17 protein-coding genes are annotated in these 21,446 nt (G+C 47.5%); all 17 read left to right on the top strand.

Annotation, left to right across the window (positions count from 1 at the left end; genetic code table 11):
• Positions 1 to 26 precede the first annotated feature (26 nt).
• From AC4BBN_RS03030 to AC4BBN_RS02950, 17 genes are read left to right on the top strand one after another with little or no spacing between them, the layout of a single operon-like run.
• Positions 27 to 1,610 (top strand): XrtA system polysaccharide chain length determinant, encoded by a 1,584-nt coding sequence (locus AC4BBN_RS03030; RefSeq protein ID WP_490590468.1) that lies wholly within the window; start codon positions 27 to 29, stop codon positions 1,608 to 1,610.
• A gap of 3 nt (positions 1,611 to 1,613) precedes the next feature.
• On the top strand, positions 1,614 to 2,537 hold the full coding sequence (locus AC4BBN_RS03025) for an XrtA-associated tyrosine autokinase (protein ID WP_490590467.1): 924 nt from the start codon (positions 1,614 to 1,616) through the stop codon (positions 2,535 to 2,537).
• A gap of 41 nt (positions 2,538 to 2,578) precedes the next feature.
• Complete coding sequence (locus AC4BBN_RS03020) at positions 2,579 to 4,120, top strand: TIGR03016 family PEP-CTERM system-associated outer membrane protein (protein ID WP_490590466.1); 1,542 nt, start codon at positions 2,579 to 2,581, stop codon at positions 4,118 to 4,120.
• Between the two features lie 3 nt (positions 4,121 to 4,123).
• Positions 4,124 to 5,206, top strand: coding sequence for an XrtA/PEP-CTERM system-associated ATPase (locus tag AC4BBN_RS03015; protein WP_490590465.1), 1,083 nt, complete (start codon positions 4,124 to 4,126; stop codon positions 5,204 to 5,206).
• Positions 5,206 to 6,357, top strand: a complete 1,152-nt coding sequence (wecB, locus tag AC4BBN_RS03010; protein WP_490590464.1) for a non-hydrolyzing UDP-N-acetylglucosamine 2-epimerase — start codon at positions 5,206 to 5,208, stop codon at positions 6,355 to 6,357. Before AC4BBN_RS03015 ends, wecB begins: the two co-directional genes overlap by 1 nt.
• 8 nt (positions 6,358 to 6,365) lie before the next feature.
• A complete protein-coding gene (locus tag AC4BBN_RS03005; protein WP_490590463.1) occupies positions 6,366 to 7,205 on the top strand; it encodes an XrtA system polysaccharide deacetylase in 840 nt (279 codons plus the stop codon).
• 13 nt (positions 7,206 to 7,218) lie between these two features.
• A complete protein-coding gene (locus tag AC4BBN_RS03000; RefSeq protein ID WP_490590462.1) occupies positions 7,219 to 8,277 on the top strand; it encodes a FemAB family XrtA/PEP-CTERM system-associated protein in 1,059 nt (352 codons plus the stop codon).
• A 4-nt stretch (positions 8,278 to 8,281) separates the two neighbouring features.
• Positions 8,282 to 9,499 carry a TIGR03087 family PEP-CTERM/XrtA system glycosyltransferase gene (locus tag AC4BBN_RS02995; protein WP_490590461.1) on the top strand — a complete coding sequence of 406 codons (1,218 nt, stop codon included), beginning with the start codon at positions 8,282 to 8,284 and terminating at the stop codon, positions 9,497 to 9,499.
• Between the two features lie 7 nt (positions 9,500 to 9,506).
• Positions 9,507 to 11,054 carry an exosortase A gene (gene xrtA / locus AC4BBN_RS02990; RefSeq protein ID WP_490590460.1) on the top strand — a complete coding sequence of 516 codons (1,548 nt, stop codon included), beginning with the start codon at positions 9,507 to 9,509 and terminating at the stop codon, positions 11,052 to 11,054.
• Positions 11,055 to 11,083: 29 nt separating this feature from the next.
• Positions 11,084 to 12,364, top strand: coding sequence for a nucleotide sugar dehydrogenase (locus tag AC4BBN_RS02985; protein ID WP_490590459.1), 1,281 nt, complete (start codon positions 11,084 to 11,086; stop codon positions 12,362 to 12,364).
• Complete coding sequence (locus tag AC4BBN_RS02980; RefSeq protein WP_490590458.1) at positions 12,352 to 13,542, top strand: TIGR03088 family PEP-CTERM/XrtA system glycosyltransferase; 1,191 nt, start codon at positions 12,352 to 12,354, stop codon at positions 13,540 to 13,542. Before AC4BBN_RS02985 ends, AC4BBN_RS02980 begins: the two co-directional genes overlap by 13 nt.
• A gap of 5 nt (positions 13,543 to 13,547) precedes the next feature.
• Complete coding sequence (locus tag AC4BBN_RS02975) at positions 13,548 to 15,482, top strand: XrtA/PEP-CTERM system amidotransferase (RefSeq protein ID WP_490590457.1); 1,935 nt, start codon at positions 13,548 to 13,550, stop codon at positions 15,480 to 15,482.
• Positions 15,479 to 16,696 (top strand): TIGR04063 family PEP-CTERM/XrtA system glycosyltransferase, encoded by a 1,218-nt coding sequence (locus AC4BBN_RS02970; RefSeq protein ID WP_490590456.1) that lies wholly within the window; start codon positions 15,479 to 15,481, stop codon positions 16,694 to 16,696. Before AC4BBN_RS02975 ends, AC4BBN_RS02970 begins: the two co-directional genes overlap by 4 nt.
• Before the next feature lie 26 nt (positions 16,697 to 16,722).
• Positions 16,723 to 17,778 carry a glycosyltransferase family 4 protein gene (locus AC4BBN_RS02965; RefSeq protein ID WP_490591379.1) on the top strand — a complete coding sequence of 352 codons (1,056 nt, stop codon included), beginning with the start codon at positions 16,723 to 16,725 and terminating at the stop codon, positions 17,776 to 17,778.
• Positions 17,779 to 17,805: 27 nt separating this feature from the next.
• Positions 17,806 to 19,152 carry a phenylacetate--CoA ligase family protein gene (locus AC4BBN_RS02960; protein ID WP_490590455.1) on the top strand — a complete coding sequence of 449 codons (1,347 nt, stop codon included), beginning with the start codon at positions 17,806 to 17,808 and terminating at the stop codon, positions 19,150 to 19,152.
• A gap of 16 nt (positions 19,153 to 19,168) precedes the next feature.
• Positions 19,169 to 20,473 carry a putative O-glycosylation ligase, exosortase A system-associated gene (locus AC4BBN_RS02955; RefSeq protein ID WP_490590454.1) on the top strand — a complete coding sequence of 435 codons (1,305 nt, stop codon included), beginning with the start codon at positions 19,169 to 19,171 and terminating at the stop codon, positions 20,471 to 20,473.
• Positions 20,474 to 20,476: 3 nt separating this feature from the next.
• Entirely contained in the window at positions 20,477 to 21,442 is a 966-nt protein-coding gene (locus AC4BBN_RS02950) for a polysaccharide deacetylase family protein (RefSeq protein WP_490590453.1), read from the top strand.
• Positions 21,443 to 21,446 lie beyond the last annotated feature (4 nt).

Here is a 21,446-nt window from a genome sequence, read left to right as displayed (position 1 = left end):
AAATATATTTAGCAAAGAATTACCTAATGGATGAAGTAATTAGTCAGATATTGACCTATGCTAAAGGTGCATGGAAATATCGCTGGATCGGGGTAGTCGTTGCTTGGCTTATCGGAATAGTTGGTGCTGGAGTGGTACTGCGCGTGCCTGATCGTTATGAGGCATCTGCTCGCATTTATGTTGATACTCAATCTATCCTGAAACCGCTAATGTCTGGTTTGGCAGTGCAACCTAACGTTGATCAGCAAGTTGGGATGCTTAGCCGTACGTTAATAACGCGTCCAAATGTGGAAAAATTAATACGTATGGCTGATCTTGATTTATCCAATTCATCTAAATCAGCTCAAGATAGTTTAATAGAAAGATTAATGAGTACGTTGCAAATAAAAAGTACTGCAAGAGATAATCTTTATACACTATCTTACCAAGATCCAAGTCCAGAAAAAGCAAAGAGAGTAGTGCAATCACTTGTTTCTATATTTGTCGAATCCAGTATGGGTGATAGTAGAAAAGACACAGATGCTGCAAAGAAATTCATTAATGAACAAATAAAGACATACGAATCTAAGCTGGAGGCTGCTGAGGCACGCTTAAAAGAGTTTAAGTTGCGCAATATTGATGTTCAAACTACAAGCGGTGGTACCGATATAGCTGGAAAATTGGGAGAAATATCATCTCAATTAAACCAAGCGAAACTTGAGTTGCGAGAGGCAGAAAATGCGCGAGATGCTGCAAAATTACAGTTGCAAAATGAGAAATCACAAAACTCGAGCATAACATCTAAGAGTCTGTTGCAGGAGTCTGCTCAGTCTCTTGCAACACCTGAAATAGACTCGCGAATTGAGGTGCAGAAGAGAAATTTAGATGGTCTATTACAACGATTCACTGAGCAGCATCCAGACATCATAAGTGCGAGAAAGCTAATAAAAGAATTAGAAGAGCAGAAACGCAAAGAAGTTCAGGAGCTAAGGAAAACGGCGATGTTAAACAGCTCATCGGCTAGCGCTGGCGGCAATAGTCTTGCTGCGCAAGAAATGGGTCGATTGTTGGCTTCATCAGAGGTGCAAGTAGCTGCACTACGTGCGAGAGTGTCAGAATATTCCGCACGTTATGATCGGGCGCGCGAAACGATGAAAACCGCACCTCAAACTGAAGCTGAATATGCACAGTTAAATAGGGACTATGCAATTAATAAGAAGAATTATGAAGATCTGGTATCTCGGCGCGAATCTGCATCTTTATCTGGTGATTTAGAGTCTGCGGCTGGCGTGGCTGATTTCCGATTAATTGATCCCCCTAGGGTTTCACCGAAGCCCGTTGCGCCCAATAGAATACTTTTGTTGCTTCTTGTAATGTGTATTGCACTCGCTTCTGGTGGCTTTGCCGCTTTTGCCTCAAGTCAATTTAAACCTGTTTTTCATGATGCACGGACACTCCGTAGCGTTATTGATTTACCCATTTTGGGTGTTGTCACACTTGTTATGAGCGATACAGCCAAATCGCGTGAACGATCTGAGCTTAAAAAATTCTTTTTCGCGTCAGGTGGACTTGTCGGTATTTTTATTATTGCGATTGCTGCGTTGACTATCATTTCTGGACAGGTGGGATAATTTATGAGTAGCTTGATCGAACAGGCAACACGGCGACTGGAACTACTTAGGCGCGCAGGCGTTGCTGTACCCGAAGAAAATGTTGCCGTTTTACAAGTATCCGAAAAAAATGCAGAACCTGGTTTAAAGCAGTTTATTGATGAAAATGAAAAAACAAATAAAGAAAATAAAATATTTTCTCGAAAAGTTGATTTGGATTTAGATGCTCTAAATGTCGCGGGAATTGTCAGCCCGAATTCGCCACGGTCGCAGATTGCAGATCAATATAGAGTAATTAAGAGGCCGTTGATAAGCAATGCGATGGGCCGCGGCGCATCAAAAATAGAAAATGGTAATCTTATAATGGTTACAAGCGCATTGGCTGGAGAGGGGAAGAGTTTTTCTGCAATTAATCTGGCGATGAGTATTGCAACCGAACTTGATAATACGGTAATGCTAGTCGATGCGGACGTCGCTAGACCATCTGTATTAAGAATGTTAGGTTTACCAGCGAGTCCTGGTCTATTGGATTTGTTAGTCGGGGATGTGGATGATTTGTCTAGCGTATTATTAAAAACAAATATAGATAAATTAACATTATTGCCGAGCGGAACGCCTCATTTAAGAGCTACAGAGTTGTTGGCAAGTGATGCAATGAGTAAGTTGATTGAAAACATTGCCAATAGATATTCTGATCGAATTATTATATTTGACTCCCCTCCGTTACTATTAACTACTGAGGCACGCGTGCTAGCCACGCACATGGGGCAGATTGTTATAGTTGTTCACGCTGAAAAAACCCTACAAACAAGCGTCCAACATGCAATTACGTCGATAGAGTCTTGCCCAGTCAAGATGATGGTTCTAAATCAAGCTAGAAATGGATCCCAGGGGGGGTATGCTGGATATGGTGGTTATGGATATGGCTACGCACAATCTGATACTTAATAATTTTTTCAGTATAGATAACTTGTTTTATTGTTTTAAAAATGAAAATAAATATCTATAAAAAAAATTTATTTATATGGATTGTGATATTGTTTTTTTCGCAAAGCTATGCTCAAGAGACTCTTATAAATCCAGAATCCGGTAATTCACCTAGGGCCTCTTCTATTGTTCCGAGAGTTTCTGTAACTGAGTATTATACTGATAATTATAATCTCGCGAGGGATAATAAAAAATCTGGATTAACCACGGATATTAGTCCCGGGTTACATTTGAGCAGTTCTGTCGGTCGGGTAGTTGGTTCTTTAGATTACTCCTTGCATCAAATTATTCAATCTAGTGATTCAAACAAAAATGAATTGCAAAATGCACTTGATACAACTGGAACTGTTGAACTTGTAGATAGGTGGGCTTTTGTTGACATTAATGGGAAGATTTCGCAAAGAACTATTTCAGCATTTGGAGCGCAGTCAACTTTAGATAGTTTCTCGAATACGAATAAAACGGAAGTTTCATCATTTAGAGTTTCGCCATATATTAAAGGTAGATTTAAGTATTTTGCCGACTATGAGGCAAGATATGAGTCATCTACAACTCGCGCAAAAGATGCGCAGTATGCAAATGCCAATGGGCAATCCATTGATTTAAAGTTAAATGGCACTGGTATTAATGGGCGACTTAATTGGAGCTCTCAATTGTCGACAAAAAGAGTTGAACAAAGTTCGAGTCAAACCGTCAAATCAGACAATATAAAAAATTCTCTAACTTATTCAATTTATCCTCAATTCAATCTAACTGCTTCTTTCGGGCGGGAGTACGGTAATTACTCTTCGTCTGAGAGTAATTATAAAAATACGACGGGCGTAGGGGCAATTTGGACTCCTTCTGAGAGAACAACTCTTTCAGCAGATATTGAAAATGCTTACGCAGGCAAGACGCACAAGTTAAATTTTGAACATAGAACATCTAAAACCAGTTGGCGTGTCAGTGATATCAAAAACGTATCTTTTTCAAACTCTGTAAGTTCAAATTCAATATTGGGTAATACATATACCCTTTTGTTTAATCAACTTGTATCCGTTGAGCCGGATCCCGTTAAACGTGCTGAGATGGTAAATAATATACTTTTAACGAAGTATGGCATATCATCAGACAGCGTATTGAATGGATATCTAACCTCCGGAACTTCGATACAAAGAACTCAGGATTTTTCTTTTTCCTTGTTAGGAGTGCGTGACGTTATAACATTTACCGCCATGCAAAGCATTGGGAAAAATATAGAAAAATCCTCAATTAGTCTCGATGATTTTTCTAGTAATAACACTATTACTCAGCGTGGTATAACGTTAAGCCTGATGCATCGTTTGGATTCAAATGCATCGTTAAGCGCCCAGTTTACTAGTCAAAAAAATACAAGCGATAGTTCCAATTTGGCTTCTAATTTGAAGTCTATAAGCGTGGATACGTCCACTAAAGTGAGTTCTAAGTCTGTAGTTACAGTTGGAGTTCGTCGAACTATTTTTTCCAACAGTGCCTCTCCTTATAATGTTAATTCCATTAATGGTGGATTATCTGTGCAGTTTTAACTTATGTATGAATCATTTTATGGTCTAAATATCAAGCCTTTTCAGCTTAATCCTGATCCGGCATTTTATTTTTCCAGCAAGCAGCACAATAGAGCTAAAGCATATTTGGAATATGGCGTCCTTCGTAATGAAGGGTTTATTGTAATTACCGGCGAAATTGGCGCTGGCAAGACTACCATTGTTCGTGGGTTGCTTGAAAGCCTAGATGCGGACAAAGTAATTGCAGGAAGTCTTGTTAGTACACAATTGGACGCTGATGATACATTGCGATTGGTTGCCGCAGCATTTGGCGTGCGGGTTAAAGATGTATCGAAAGCAGATCTGCTGCTTGCGTTAGAAGCATTTTTTGTAAGTCAGGCGACTCAAGGAAAGCGTTGCTTGCTTATTGTGGACGAGGCGCAAAATTTAACCCCTCGTGCTGTTGAAGAGTTGCGAATGTTGTCAAACTTTCAATATGGCAAACAAGCATTGCTGCAAAGTTTTTTGGTCGGGCAGCCTGAATTTCGTGAGGTTCTCCAGCATCCGCAAATGCAGCAGTTAAGGCAAAGAGTAATTGCGGCTTGCCATATTGGACCAATGGACCTTGACGAAACACAAGGTTATATACAGCATAGATTGAAATGCGCAGGAAGTACGGGACGTCCGGAGTTTGAGATAGCGGCGTTCGATGAAATTTTTAGCACTAGTGGCGGGGTCCCCCGTCGTATAAATGCGGTATGTGATCGATTGTTATTATTGGGCTTTTTAGAAAATAAAGAAGTATTGACATCGGAAGATGTTGCTACTGTCTCTCGGGAAATGAGAGAGGAGTCCGGGTCTTCATTTAATTTATTGAATGAAGAAAGCTCTAGCATCTCTTTTGGTGAAATTAAAAAATCAGCGCGCTTCTCGCGTGACATGGACTCACCTGAGGTTCATAGTTTATTGGATGAATTTTCAAAAAATATCGACTGTCTTAGTAATGATCTCCACACTAAACGGCTAGAGCAAAGTTTGTTGAGACTAGAAAGATCTAACGATGAAATACTTTCAATGTTAAAGCTTTTTTTTGACGCGATAAAAATAAATTCGAGAGATGCAAAATAATGAAAAATCTGCCTTCAAAAAAACCAGTGATTTGTGTAGTCGGAGCAAGACCTAATTTCATGAAGATGGCGCCTATATTGCGGGCATTTTCTTCTCATGTCCCACCTATTCCTGTATTACTTGTTCATACAGGTCAACATTACGATAAGGATATGAGTGATCGCTTATTTGCTGATCTGCAACTACCAACGCCAGATATTAATCTGGAAGTGGGCTCTGCAAGTCACGCGATTCAAACCTCAGAGGTAATGCGGCGATTTGAACCAATACTGGATGCTAATAATCCACTGTGTGTTCTTGTTGTTGGAGATGTTAATTCAACGCTGGCCTGTACTTTGGTCGCTGTAAAAAAGCAAATTCCAGTAGCTCATGTGGAGGCTGGTTTGAGAAGCTATGATCGCGCAATGCCAGAGGAAATTAATCGAATTTTGACTGATCAAATTGCTGACAGATTGTACACAACTGAACGTAGTGCGGAGGAAAACTTACGTTTGGAAGGAATATCTTCGGCTCGAATTTGCTTTGTTGGAAATGTAATGATTGATACCTTAAAGTTCAGTCAAAAATTTGCGAAGAGTGCATCTGACACGCTAGCTTCCCAAGGTATTTCTTGTAATTTTTTGAATGATCCAATCAATTATGGTGTCGTTACATTACATCGTCCATCTAATGTTGATGACAAGGAAACATTAACCAAGCTGGTTTACGACTTATGTCTAATTTCTGAGAAGTTGCCTTTGATTTTCGCGTTGCACCCTAGAACGCGTGGAAATCTCGAAAAATTTGATTTGTTGCGCCTAATCGGTACCCATAGGATAGTTTTGTTACCGCCTCAGGGTTATTTGGAAATGATTGGATTAATGAGCGGCGCAACATTGGTTCTAACGGATTCTGGCGGTTTACAGGAGGAAACTACTGCCTTGGGTGTTCCTTGTATAACTTTGCGAGAAAATACGGAGCGTCCCATTACTATCGCTGAGGGAACTAATACATTGGTTGGAACCGATCATAATGCCATTATGAATTGCGTAGATCAGGTTCTCACTGGTAATGGTAAAAAGGGTCGTGTGCCGGAATTTTGGGATGGACATGCCGCAGAGAGAGTTGCCGCGGACTTATGGATCTGGATGTCTTCGCTTACCCAGAGTTAAATTTATCCATGCCTAAAAAAAAAATATCCAATGCATTAACTATTGATGTAGAAGATTATTTTCAAGTTTCTGCTTTTGCACCTTATATCTCACGTTCGAGTTGGGATACCTTGGATTGCAGGGTTGAAAAAAACATTACGTCAATACTTGCGCTTCTTGATAGATATAACGTTAAGGCAACCTTTTTTACGCTGGGCTGGATCGCGGAACGCTATCCCAATATGGTTCGACGTATTGTTGCGCAGGGGCATGAATTAGCTAGCCACGGATATGGGCATGAGCGTGTGACCGACTTAACTGCTTCTGAGTTTTTTTCCGATCTTATTTTATCGAAAAAGATTTTGGAAGATATTGGTGGCGTTGAAGTTTGTGGTTACAGAGCGCCGAGTTTTTCAATTGGAGAGAGCAACCTCTGGGCTTTCGATACTCTATTGGAGGCTGGCTATAAATATAGCTCTAGTATTTATCCAATTCAGCATGATCATTATGGGATGCCTAATTCTCCGCGTTTCCCTTATGAATCAAGAAAAAATCTACTAGAAATTCCTATTACGACAATAAGATTCTTTGATAAAAATTTCCCATCTAGCGGTGGGGGATATTTTAGGTTGCTTCCATATGGTTTATCTAATTGGATGATAAATAGGGTTAATGAGAAAGAAGGAAGGCCTGCCATATTTTATTTTCACCCTTGGGAAATTGATGTCATGCAACCGCGCATCCCTGGAGCCAATTGGAAGTCAAAATTTAGGCATTATATTAATCTTGATACTACAGAGAACAAATTGAAACGATTGTTGTCTGATTTCAAGTGGGATCGAATGGATAGCGTATTTCTCAGCAAATGACTGAAATAATCAGATGACAGATATTTCTACGTCCTTCATAAATATAAAACAATTAATTCGAGGCGATGTTGCCAATGAGAGTGCTTGGGATATTTTTGTAGAAAAATGCCCAAACGCGACTTTTTTTCATCGTTCAGGTTGGCAGCATATCATTCACGATATTTTTAGACACCAAACATATTATTTATACGCCGAAATTAATAATTTGATTGTGGCGGTGCTTCCACTTGCACATGTTAATAGTTTTTTATTTGGAAAATCTTTGGCCAGCTTGCCTTTTGCTGTGTATGCTGGAGTGGCTTCTGAAAATACTGATGCCGCAATTTTATTAGAAGATGAGGCCCAGAGAATTTCCAAGAAAATTGGTGTGGATTATCTTGAGTTTAAAAATATAAACCGTCGTCACCCCGATTGGCCATCTCAGGATATTTACGTTACTTTTCGAAAAGAGATTTTTCCGGATGTGGAGAAAAATCTCCTCGAAATTCCACGTAAGCAAAGGGCAATGATTAGAAAAGGTATTAAACACAATCTAGTCAGTCAGCTTGATACGAAGTCCGATATTTTTTTTAAACTATATGCAAACAATGTTCATAGACATGGTACGCCGCCTATGTCGAAAAAATATTTCGACGCATTGTTGACCCAGTTCGAAAGTAGCTGCGAAATATTAACGGTATTGGATGCGTCTGGAGATCCCGTCAGTAGTGTTTTTAGTTTCTACTTTCGGGACGAGGTCCTGCCTTATTACGCTGGTGACAATGAAAGAGCGCGAGATTTAGCCGCAAATGATTTTAAATATTGGGAGTTATTACGCAGATCATGCTTGCGCGGTATAAAAATATTTGATTTTGGCCGAAGTAAGTTAGGAACCGGTTCATTTTCTTTTAAAAAGAACTGGGGCTTTGAGGCTACGCCATTGAGTTACGAGTATAGGTTGCTTAATCGAGAGTCCGTACCTCAAAACAATCCCTTGAATTCGAAATACAGACTCATGATCGCTGTATGGCGGAAGCTTCCCGTTGGTGTTGCCAATTTTATTGGTCCATTTATTGTAAGAAATTTGGGCTGACGTCTTGAGCAACATACTCTATCTCGTACACAGAATACCCTTTCCTCCGAATAAGGGAGATAAGGTTCGATCTTTTCATTTGTTGAAATATCTTTCACTTCGCCATGATATTTACTTGGCAGCGTTTATCGATGATCCCTTTGATCGACAATATATTCCGCAGGTAGAAAAATACTGCGCTGACGTGTTGTTTTTGGAAATTAATCCGTTTATTGCAAAATGCCGAAGTATCTTCGGTATTTTTCATGGTACCCCTTTGACATTGGGCTATTATTACAACATAGCGCTAAAAAATTGGGTTGATAGTCTTATTGTAAGAAATAAGATTGACAGAATAATAATTTTTTCCTCTGCGATGGCGCAGTATGTAGATCATATAAATGATATCGATATATTGATTGACTTTGTGGATGTTGATTCTGCGAAGTGGTCGGAATATGCACTGAAGCATTTTTTCCCAATGTCTTTAGTTTATCGACGGGAATCTATTAAGTTGCTTGAATATGAACGATCTGTAGCGATCCATTCAAAGCAGTCTTTTTTTGTCACTGACAATGAGGCTTCTCTTTTTAATAGTTTGGCTCCGGAGTGCGTTGATAAGATTTCAACTATCAATAATGGCGTTGATGCTGAGTATTTTTCGATGGATTTTTCGTGTGAATCACCGTTTGAGAAACCAATATTAGAGACTGACAGTTATTTCTTGGTTTTTACTGGTGCAATGGATTACTGGCCAAATGTCGATGCTGTGACTTGGTTTTCTAGTGAAATTTTTCCAAAATTACAAAATATTCGAAAAAATGTATATTTTTATATCGTAGGTAGAAATCCTAGCGCACAGGTTTTGGCGCTTGCATCGGATCATGTGGTCGTGACTGGTACTGTAGCGGATGTTCGGCCTTATTTGAAGTTTGCTTCCGTTGTTGTGGCTCCCTTAAGAGTTGCACGCGGTATTCAAAATAAAATTTTGGAAGCCATGGCTATGGAGTGTCCTGTGGTTGCATCGGATATTTGTGTTAATAGCATGGCTGTTGAACCGGATCGAGATTTACTTTCTGCTGGAAGTTCGGACGAATTTTTTCAACAAATTAATAAATTATTAGATTCCGCAGTTTTTTCGCGCTTGATTGGTAAGTCTGGTCGCCGTACAGTCCAGGAGAAATATAGTTGGACTGCTCATTTGTCTCAAGTTGATAAGTATCTTGACTCGCCAGCTTTTTGAAGTTCTCATGAATAATGTCAATATTTTCCCTTCGCAAGTTTGGCGAAATTCAGTAATTTCATTGGTTCTTCTTGTCTGCATTGATTTTTTTGTTTTTAAAGGCAGCTTTGCTGGAATGTGGTCTATTTGGGGACGCTCGGAAACTTTTGCCCACGGCTTTGTTGTTCCGCCTATTTCGTTGTGGTTGATTTGGAGAAAGCGGGAATACATATTGGTCGAAGTTCCCCGGCCGAATTTTTGGTTTTTAGTTTTTTTATTTTTTGTTATTATTATTTGGTTTTTGGGTGATACCGTTGCTGTGGGTTCTGTGACTCAGTTTATGGCAGTTGCATCTATTGTGTTGCTTGTTCCTATACTGTTTGGTTACTCTATATTTAAAGTTATTTTATTCCCACTTTGCTTTTTATTTTTTGCTGTTCCATTCGGAGAATTTCTTTTCCCACAGTTAATGGAGTGGACGGCGGACTTCACTGTGCTCGCTCTGCGATTTAGTGGCGTTCCTGTATACCGAGAGGGATTGCAGTTTGTCATTCCTTCTGGAAACTGGTCTGTTGTTGAAGCATGTAGCGGTATTAGATATCTAATTTCGTCAGTAACTGTTGGTGCATTGTTTGCATATTTAAATTATAAATCGATTTGTCGAAGATTTATTTTTGTTCTTATATCTATTGCCGTACCTATTTTTGCAAATTGGATTCGCGCCTATCTTATTGTTATTCTTGGTCATTTGTCTGCGAATAAAATTGCAACCGGTGTTGACCATATTATTTATGGATGGTTCTTTTTTGGATTTGTTATTGCAGTAATGTTTTGGGTAGGGGCGCGATGGTCTGAATCCTCTATTGAGTTCGAAGCGTCTTCCAACCTGGCTCCAAAGAGTATTGCATTCAATTCTGGGACGGGATACTTTGGCGTTTCTTGTGCTGCTGCTTTGCTTTTAATTTGTCCGCTGTTGCTAAAATCCGTCGTAGACAGTGATTCTCTAAATGGCTTTAATAGTTCTGTTGATTTTTCAAATATAAAGCTGGGCTGGGTATCTAAGGATGACGCCCATCTTGGGTTTTTGCCTTCTTATAAAAATACGGCGCTTAAGTTTTCTGGAGGTTTTGAAAGAGATGGCAAAACTGTTGACGTTTTTTTCGGATATTACGCCAGACAAAATTATGGTTACAAGATGATTTCTTCGGACAATGTACTTGTGGTTAGCAGCGACCCACATTGGTCAAAAATATCCTCTGGTGTAAATTCTATTGATGTCGGCTCCCACGTTATACCGATGCGAACAACGGTGCTTCGTGGAGTTGGTTTTCCGGGGGGAGAGGTGCGGCTCGCTGTGTGGCAGTTTTATTGGATTAATGGTTTTATCACCAATAATGATTACGTTGCTATAGTTTATAGTGCATTTCAGAAGCTTTTGGGGCACGGTGATGAGTCTGTTGTGGTGGTGTTAAGTTCAAAAATCGTTGACGGTGTCGATGCTAATGATGCGATGGGCAAGTTTTTGGTAGATAACTACAAGAATATAAACACCATTTTTCATGGTGTAAAAAATTAAATATAATATTTTGATAAATGGAGTGATCTATGACTGTTGTAGCTGTGATTGGTTTGGGTTATGTTGGACTTCCGCTTGTTATTGAGTTTGGCAAGCATTTCCGAACTATTGGATTCGATATCTCTTTGCCTAAGGTTGACTCTTGTAATCGTGGTGTAGATCCATCGAGGGAATTGTCTGACGAGGAGATGCGTGCATCTCCTCATGCTGTGTATACCGCTGATCCCAAAATGTTAGGAGAGGCAGATATTATTGTGGTCGCGGTACCCACCCCCGTGGATGATGCGCATATACCGGATTTCAAACCACTAATAGGTTCCAGTACCAGTGTTGGTAGGAATATGAAGCGCGGCGCTATTGTTGTATACGAGTCGACTGTTTATCCTGGTGCTACGGAGGAAGTTTGTATCCCAGTGCTTGAGCGAGAATCAGGAATGAAGTGGAAGCAAGATTTTTTTGTTGGATATTCACCTGAACGTATCAACCCAGGTGACAAAGAACATACCCTCACAAAGATTTTAAAAGTGGTGTCGGGTGACGGACCTGAAACCCTTGAAAAAGTTGCTCAACTTTATGAATCCATTATTGTGCCTGGTGTACATCGTGCTTCTTCCATCAAAGCTGCTGAGGCGGCTAAGGTTATCGAAAATACCCAGCGGGATTTAAATATCGCACTGATGAATGAGCTTGCTATCATTTTCGATAAGATAGGTATCGATACCTCTGAGGTTTTGGCTGCTGCTGGTACAAAATGGAATTTTCTAAAATTTAGCCCGGGTTTAGTTGGTGGGCACTGCATTGGTGTTGATCCTTATTATTTAACCCATAAGGCCGCCATGTTGGGTTATCAACCTGAAGTTATTTTGGCTGGGCGCCGTATTAATGACAGTATGGGGAAGTTCATTGCCGAGCAAACAATTAAGAATATGATTGCTTCCGGTAGTTATATTAAAGGTGCGAAGGTTAATATTTTGGGTTTGACGTTTAAGGAGAACTGCGGCGACCTGCGAAACTCTAAGGTCGTTGATATTATTAAAGAGTTGCGCTCGTACGGCGTGGAAATATTCGTTACTGATCCTCAAGCGGATGTAGAGGAGGCTGTGCACGAGTATGGCGTGCATTTGTCCAAGTGGGATGATTTGCCGCGGGCTGATGCTATTGTGGCGGCGGTTGCTCATAGGGAATATGCCGCACTTTCCGTGGAAGATTTTTCTAAAAAGCTTGTTAAGGGCGGAGCCTTCATCGACGTTAAGGCAGCCTTTGACGGGGAAGCTATACAGGCTGCTGGTTACAAGTTGTGGCGCCTGTAGTTGATTTGCGTCCGGTTGTGGTACACGTGGTGTACCGTTTTGATACAGGTGGTCTTGAGAATGGTGTTGTTAATTTAATTAACAAAATGCCTGTATCGGCTTATCGCCATGTTGTTTTGGCTTTAACTGAAGTTACCGACTTTCGACTCCGTATTGTGCGATCGGACGTGGAGTTTATTGCTTTGAATAAAGCATCAGGGCATGCAGTCTGGTTGTATCCCCGTTTATTTAAGTTGTTTCGGGCATTACACCCAGCCATTGTTCACACCCGTAATTTAGCGGCACTTGAGGTCCTGGTGCCAGCTTGGTTGGCGGGTGTGAAGGTGCGTGTTCATGGCGAACATGGACGTGATCAAGAGGACTTGGCTGGCTTGAGCAAGAAACACCAATGGATTCGGCGAATTTACAGTCCATTCGTTTCTCACTACCTAGCGCTTTCTCGTGATTTGGCCGGCTATTTGCTGGATAAAGTCAAGATTCGGGATCGTCGGGTAACACAGGCATACAACGGCGTTGATTCTGGAAAGTTTCGTCCGTTCGACTCGGATTTGGACGCTTTTCCTGCTGATTTCCCCTTTAGGCAACCGTATGAGTGGATTGTGGGTACTGTTGGGCGTATGCAGGTTGTCAAGGATCAGCTTACTTTGTCCAAAGCGGTTGTTCGAGCGATTGAAATTGCGCCAGATTTGAAAGCATATTTGCGGCTTGTGATGGTGGGAGATGGTCCGTTGCGGGAGCAATGCCAAGCCATCTTGGATTCCGCCGGCTTATCCGATATTTCTTGGCTGCCTGGCGAGCGCCAGGACATTGCGGAACTTATGCGCAGCTTGGACTGCTTTGTGTTGCCTTCGCTTGCCGAGGGTATCTCCAACACTATTCTGGAGGCGATGGCGAGTGGTTTACCTGTGATCGCTACTGAGGTGGGCGGAAATGCGGACTTGGTGGTGCAAGGGGAAACTGGGCTGCTCGTACCGTCGAATGATCCAGAGGCACTTGCGCGCAGTCTTGTGCAGCTCGCGACGGCACCTGTCTTAGCCAAAAGTATGGGACGAGCAGGGCGCCAGCTTGCCGTAGAAAAATTTAGCATGGCTGCCATGGTCGCAACCTACCAAGGCTTGTACGATCGCCTTCTGGGTGCGGCAACGGTTGCTGTCCAAACACCTCTCAATACAAAATAAATACCATGTGCGGAATCGTTGGCATTTTTGATACGCGTGGCAGCCGAGATATCAACCGTGCGGTGCTTCATCGCATGAATGAGTCACAACACCATCGTGGACCGGTGGAGGGTGATCTTTATCTGGAACCCGGTTTGGGTCTTGGACACAGGCGCCTGTCGATTATTGACTTGGCTACAGGCCAACAGCCTCTCTTCAATGAAGATGGCTCGGTAGTTGTAGTGTTCAATGGTGAGATATATAACTACCAACAGCTTATTCCGGAGCTGCAGGCCTTGGGCCATGTATTTCGGACGCGCAGCGATACTGAGGTGATTGTTCATGCATGGGAGGCTTGGGGCAAAGATTGCGTCAAGCGCTTCCGCGGTATGTTTGCGTTCGCCTTGTGGGACCGCAACCAGCAGACATTTTTCATGGCGCGGGATCGGTTGGCAGTCAAGCCCTTGTACTACGCCCATTTAGACGACGGGACATTGCTGTTTGGCTCGGAACTCAAGTCATTGTTGGCCCATGGCGGCCTGAAGCGCGATATGGATCCGCTGGCCGTGGAGGAATATTTTGCATTGGGCTATGTTGCTGAGCCGCGGACCATTTTTCGCCAGGCAAAAAAGCTTTCACCAGCGCATACGCTGACCTTGCGCAGAGGGCAGGCCTTGGCTGAACCCGAGCAGTATTGGGACGTGCGGTTTAGTCTGGATAGCAAAATAGGTTTGGAAGAGGCTTGCGCGGAGTTGGATGCTAGGCTGAAAGAGTCTGTGCGTTTGCGGATGATTGCAGAGGTTCCACTGGGTGCATTTTTGTCGGGTGGCGTGGACTCCAGTGCGGTAGTGGCTGAAATGGCCGATTTGTCTTCTGAGCCCGTCAATACCTGCTCTATCGCTTTTGATGATCCGGCTTTCAACGAGTCTGCTTTCGCACAGACTGTGGCAGACCGTTACCACACCAATCATCGCGTAGAGACGGTGAAGAGCGACGATTTCGATCTGATAGATACCTTGGCCAGTCTGTATGACGAACCATTTGCGGATAGTTCGGCGATTCCTACCTACCGTGTATGCGAGTTGGCCCGTAAACATGTGACGGTGGCATTGTCGGGGGATGGTGGTGATGAGACGTTTGGCGGTTACCGGCGTTACCGCTTGCACTTGATGGAGGAGAAGATGCGCGCCTCCATGCCGCAGGCCTTGCGGCAGCCCTTGTTCAAAACATTGGGGCGTCTGTATCCCAAGGCCGATTGGGCGCCTCGCATCTTCAGGGCCAAGACCACGTTTGAAGGTCTTTCGCGTAGTTCGGTAGAGGCATATTTTCATTCAGTCTCGATACTGCGTGACCCCATGCGCGAGCAACTGTTCAGCAAGCGCTTTAAGAGTGAGCTTGCGGGTTACAACGCCCAAGAGGTGTTTGATTACCACGCGGCCAAGGCGAACACCGACGATCCGCTTGCCTTGATCCAGTATTTGGATTTGAAGACTTATTTGGTAGGCGATATCAACACCAAAGTGGACCGTGCCAGCATGGCCCACTCTCTGGAGGTACGCGAGCCCTTGATGGACCATGAGCTGGTTGAGTGGATGGCGACTTTGCCTTCTTCTCTCAAGATCAAGGGGCAAGAGGGCAAGTACTTGCTCAAAAAGGCGATGGAGCCGCGTTTGTCGGACGATATTCTGTACCGACCCAAGATGGGTTTCTCCGTGCCCTTAGCGCGTTGGTTCCGAGGGCCTTTACGCCAGCGCGTGCGTGATGCCGTGCTGGGCCCTCGCCTGGCGGAAACCGGTTGGTTCAACCGGGAATATCTGGAGCATCTGGTAAATGCGCATGACTCGGGCGCCCGTGATTACAGCGCCCCTTTGTGGACACTGCTGATGTTTGAAGCTTTTTTGCGTAATGTGATGCAGGGTGAAATTGCGATGCCAGTACAGGCTGAGGGCGTTGCAGTATGACGCGGGTATTGCATGTACTGGACCACTCCATCCCTCTGCATAGCGGCTATACCTTTCGAACCCTGTCCATTTTGCGGGAGCAGCGCAAGCTAGGCTGGGAAACCTTCCACCTCACCACCCCAAAGCACACGGCTGAAAGTGGCTTAGAGGAAACGGTGGACGGCTGGCATTTTTATCGCACACCTGCGCCAGAGTCTGGTGTCATGCGTTTGCCTGGCTTGGGGGAGTTGGCGTTGATGCGCCAGGTAGAGCGTCGTTTGCAAGAGGTTGCAGAGCAGCTGCGGCCGGATATCTTGCATGCCCATTCTCCGGTTCTGAATGCATTGCCGGCATTGCGAGTGGGTAAGCGCTTGGGGATTCCTGTGGTGTACGAGGTGCGTGCTTTTTGGGAAGACGCTGCTGTGGACCACGGCACAACAGAAGAAGGCAGTCTGCGTTATCGCTTCACGCGCAGCTTGGAAACTCGGGCGCTGAAGCAGGCGAACCATGTCTTTACCATCTGCGAAGGGCTGCGGTCTGACATTGTCGCGCGGGGCATAGCCGCAGACAAAGTGACCGTGATTCCGAATGCTGTCGATATCGATGCCTTTGACGTGGGCGGCGTTCCTGATGGTGGCCTGAAGGCCAAGCTAGGCCTTGCGGGTTGCACCATCGTGGGTTTCATTGGCTCTTTTTATGCGTATGAGGGGCTGGACATTTTGCTGGCGGCTTTGCCTGCCATTCTGGAGAAAATGCCCCAGGTCCGCGTGTTGCTGGTGGGCGGTGGTCCGCAGGACGCGGCCTTGAAAGCCCAGGCCCAGGCATTGGGTTTGAAAGATAAAGTCGTTTTCACCGGGCGTGTGCCGCACACCGAAGTTCAGCGCTATTACGACCTTGTGGACGTGTTGGCCTATCCGCGCCATTCCATGCGCTTGACCGAACTGGTAACGCCCCTCAAGCCTTTGGAGGCCATGGCGCAAGGACGCTTGCTGGTAGCGTCCGACGTCGGGGGGCACAAGGAACTGATACGCCATGGCGTCACAGGCGTACTGTTTAAAGCCGGCAGCGTTGAATCCTTGGCGGAAGCCACCGTCAAGTTGCTGCAAGAGCCCGAACGTTGGGCGCAACTGCGTGCTGCTGGCCGCAAGTTTGTTGAGACCGAGCGCAACTGGACCAAAAGCATTGCAAATTATTCTGCCCCCTATGCTGCGCTAACAGATCGCGTGGCTGGATGAGCTTTTCTGGCATTCGTGTGGGGCTGGTGGGACCCTTGCCACCGCCCTCTGGCGGCATGGCCAACCAGACCCGGCAGTTGGCTGAATTGCTGCGTTCGGGCCAGGCCGAGGTGACCCTGGTCCAAACCAATGCGCCGTACCGTCCAGCGTGGGCCGCCGGTTTGCCAGGGGCTCGCGCACTGTTCCGCTTGGTTCCGTACATATGGGCTTTGTGGCGCGCGGCGGGCCGTAGCGATGTATTGCACATCATGGCGAATTCAGGCTGGTCCTGGCATCTGTTTGCGGCTCCCGCGATCTGGGTAGGGCGGCTGCGCGGTGTGCCGGTAGTGGTGAACTACCGGGGCGGCGAAGCGGCGGAATTTCTGAAAAGTGCCCAGTCGTTTGTCCGCGTCTCCATGGCCCGTACTGCGCAGCTGATCGTACCGTCGGCTTTTCTGCAAGAGATATTTGCCCGCTTTCGCATGCCGTCTACGATCGTGCCCAACATCATTGATTTGGCCCGGTTTAGCACACGTGGCCCGCGTGTGGGTGCTTCGGCGCATTTAGTGGTGGCCCGCAATTTGGAGCCCTTATACGACAACGCCACGGCGATACGGGCGTTTCATATTGTCCGCTCGCATGCGCCTGCAGCACGCCTGACCATTGCCGGAAGTGGGCCGCAAGAGGCTGAACTGCGCCAACTGGTGACTGATTTGGGCCTGGACCAGGCCGTGCAATTCACGGGGCGTTTGGACCGAGATGCCATGGCCGCCTTGTACCGGGAGGCCGATGTCATGTTGAATCCCAGCCTTGCCGATAACATGCCCAATTCACTGCTGGAGTCGATGGCTAGTGGTGTACCGGTGGTCAGTACGCGCGTGGGCGGGGTCCCTTATATGGTGGAAGATGGAGAAACGGCGCTGCTGGTACCCGCCGGGGATGCCGAGGCGATGGCCCATGCCTGCTTGCGCTTGCTGCAAGAGGCCCCTTTGTGGGAGCGCCTGCATGTCGCCGGTCTGGCCCGGGTGCAGCGCTATACCTGGAGCCAGGTCGGCCCTCTGCTGGCAGCCCAGTACACGAGTGCCATAGGCGCTTCTCGCTAATTTTTGTTGCCTGGCAATATTCAAAAAATGGATCTGTACACAAAGCTGATCTCCAACGTGCTTTTCCCGCTGCAAGAGCGGCTTAAAAAGCACACCACGGTTGCCGTGCACCGCCATATGGAAGATGCCCAATGGTGGTCTTCCGCACAGCTGGCGGATTACCAGTTGCAAAGGCTGCGCGCATTTCTGGCCGAGGTTGCGGTCAACGTGCCTTACTACCGTGACCTGTTTGCAGCGACTGGCTTTGATCCGGCAACGGTTTCGTCGGTAGGCGACCTAGCCAGATTGCCATTTCTCACCAAAGCCAGCATCAGGGCCAACACAGATGGCCTTAGGCATGCTAATGCCCAGGGTTTGACTCGTTTCAATACCGGAGGCTCGTCAGGCGAGCCTTTGGTGTTTTTCATCGGTACCAAGCGCGTAAGCCATGACGTGGCCGCCAAGTGGCGAGCGACCCGTTGGTGGGGTGTAGATATTGGCGATCCTGAGATTGTGGTGTGGGGCTCGCCGATTGAGCTGGGTACGCAGGACCGCGTGAAGCTGGTGCGCGATACCTTGATGCGTACCCAGTTGCTACCGGCATTTGAAATGTCGGAGGCCAAGCTGGACGGCTTTATTGCGACCATCCGCAGCACGCGCCCCAAAATGCTGTTTGGGTACCCGTCAGCACTGACACTGATTGCGCGCCACGCGCAGAAGCGCGGCATCGCCCTGGATAACTTGGGTATCAAGGTGGCGTTTGTTACATCGGAGCGTTTGTACGACGACCAACGCGCCACCATAGGCCAGACTTTTGGCTGCCCTGTAGCGAACGGCTATGGCGGTCGGGATGCGGGTTTCATTGCCCATGAATGCCCGGCTGGCGGCATGCATATCACCACCGAAGATCTGGTGGTGGAAATCATCAACGAGGCGGGTGAGGTGCAGCCACCAGGGGTTGCCGGTGAAATCGTGGTGACGCATTTGGCGACGCAGGACTTTCCGTTCATCCGCTACCGTACGGGCGATATCGGCGTGCTCGACACCGCCACCTGTGGCTGTGGCCGCGGCCTGCCTTTGTTGAAGGAGATCCAGGGGCGCAGCACCGATTTCGTGATTGCTGCCGATGGCACCGTGATGCATGGCCTTTCGCTGATCTACATTCTGCGCGACTTGGCGGGCGTCCAGTCATTCAAGGTGGTGCAGGAGTCGCGCGACAAGACCCGGGTACTGCTGGTGGCAGGGCCCGGTTTTCTGCCGGATGCTCCGGTGCAGATCGTTGAGGGTTTCAAGCGCCGCTTGGGGGCAGGCGTGCAGGTGCAGGTGGATCTGGTGGATGCCATCCCCGCCGAGAAATCCGGCAAATTCCGCTACATCGTAAGCCACGCCGTCTAGGCCAGAGGAGACCCGCATGCGTGACGTATTGATTGTGGGCCTGGTGCTGCTGGGCGCTATCGCGGCCGTACGCCAGGCATGGATAGGCGTGATGCTGTGGACATGGCTGAGCATCATGAATCCGCACCGCTACACCTATGGTTTTGCCTTCGATGCGCCGGTCGCGATGATGGCTTTTTGTGCCACCGTGTTGGGCTTGCTGGTGACCCGGGATAGGGCTTCGCCTTTCAAAGCGCCGGTCGTCGTGGTGTTCCTGGTATTCATAGTCTGGATATGCATTTCGACCGTGTTGGGCCTGGATCCGTCAGGCGACTACTGGCAATGGAACAAGGTCATGAAGGTGGACCTCATGATCCTGGTTGCGCTGGTCCTGTTGCACAGCAAAAAGCACATTCTGGCCCTGGCCTGGGTGTGCGCCGGTTCGCTGGCCCTGTTGGGTGCCAAAGGCGGCTTGTTTACCTTGCTGACCGGAGGCAACTTTCGGGTGTGGGGGCCACCGGGCTCCTTCATCGAAGACAACAACGAGTTCGCGTTGTCCTTGGTGATGGCGATCCCGTTGCTGCGTTTTTTGCAGCTGCAACTCAGCGCGCGCTGGGGCCGCCACGCCATGACAGCTATGTCGGTACTGTGTGCCATAGCGGCCGTCGGCAGCTATTCGCGGGGTGCCTTGTTGGCCATCAGTGCCATGGCTGCATTCATGTGGTGGAACGGCAAGAACAAACTTGTGGTGGGCATGGTGTTGGCGCTGGTGGCGCCCTTGTTGATTGCATTCATGCCCAGCGAATGGATGGGCCGCATGTCCACCATCGGTGAATATGAGCAAGACGAATCCTCCATGGGCCGTATCTCTGCCTGGTGGAATGCCTGGAACATCGCTTTCCACTACCCTACGGGTGTGGGCTTTGACGCGGCCCGGCCAGAGCTGTTTGCACTGTATTCACCCTACCCGGATGCAGTTCATGCGGCCCACAGCATTTACTTCCAGGTGCTGGGCAACCACGGTTTCATTGGCCTGTTCCTGTTCTTGTCCATTTGGGTGATGACCTGGCGTTCTGCCGGCTGGCTGCGTACCCACTGCGCCAAGATTCCTGAGGCGGCCTGGTGCGTGGACCTGGGTGCCATGTGCCAAGTCTGCTTGCTGGGTTATGCCGTGGGCGGGGCCTTTTTGAGCCTGGCCTATTTCGACCTGCCTTACAACGTGATGGTGCTGGTCGTGCTGACCCGGGTCTGGGTGCAAACCAAGGGCTGGCTGCGCGAGCCGGCCTATGTGCCGGGCTGGAAGAATATCCCCGGCATGGCCCGGTTGGTCAAACCCAAGTAATCCATGTTTAAAACGGTACTGAAACACCTTTCCCCGGCAGGCGAACGGGGCCGCCTGTCGGTGCTGATCTTCCACCGCGTGCTGCCCGAGCCCGACCCCATCTTTCCGGGTGAGGTGGATGCAGTGGCTTTTGACGCCATTTGCCAGTGGATGAAATCCTGGTGCAATGTGCTGCCGCTGGATGTGGCCGCCCAGCGCTTGCAAAGCCGCAGCCTGCCCGAGCGGGCTGTGGCCATCACCTTTGACGATGGCTATGCCGACAACCGCAGCGTGGCCCAGCCCATCCTGGCGCGCCACGGCCTGCAGGCCACCTTCTTCATCGCCACCGACTTTCTGGATGGCGGCCGCATGTGGAACGACACCGTGATCGAATCCGTGCGCTTGTGTACCCAGGCAGAGCTGGATTTGTCGTCCCTGGCCAAGCCTGATGGCAGCGGCTACCTGGGCCAGTACACCATAGGCAGCCCAGTGCAAAAGCGCGAGGCCATCCAGGCCATCATCGGCCAGATCAAATACCTGCCGCTGGCCCAGCGCAAGACCTTGACCGAGCAGATCGCTGCCTGCGCCGGTGTGCGCCCGCCTGACGATCTGATGATGACCTCGCAGCAGGTGCGTGAACTGCGCCAAACCGGCATGCAGATCGGTGCCCACACCCGCACCCACCCGATTCTTGCCAAACTGGGCGCCGATGCCGCGCGCGCCGAAATCGGCGAGAGCAGGGCGTTTTTGCAGGACTTGCTAGGCGAGCGTGTGGGCTTGTTTGCCTATCCGAATGGCAAACCTGGCACCGACTACATCCCCGAGAGCGTGGACATCGTGCGTGAACTGGGCTTTGACGCCGCCGTGTCCACCACCTGGGGGGCTGCCCGTACGGGCACCGACCCGTTCCAGATTCCCCGCTTTACCCCGTGGGACCGCAGCAAGCTGCGCTTTGGCAGCCGTTTTGCCGGCAACCTCTGGAAAACCTGAGCTC

This window comes from Rhodoferax sp. SPJ21 (genome assembly GCF_058216335.1).
This window is presented reverse-complemented; position numbering and strand designations above follow the sequence as displayed.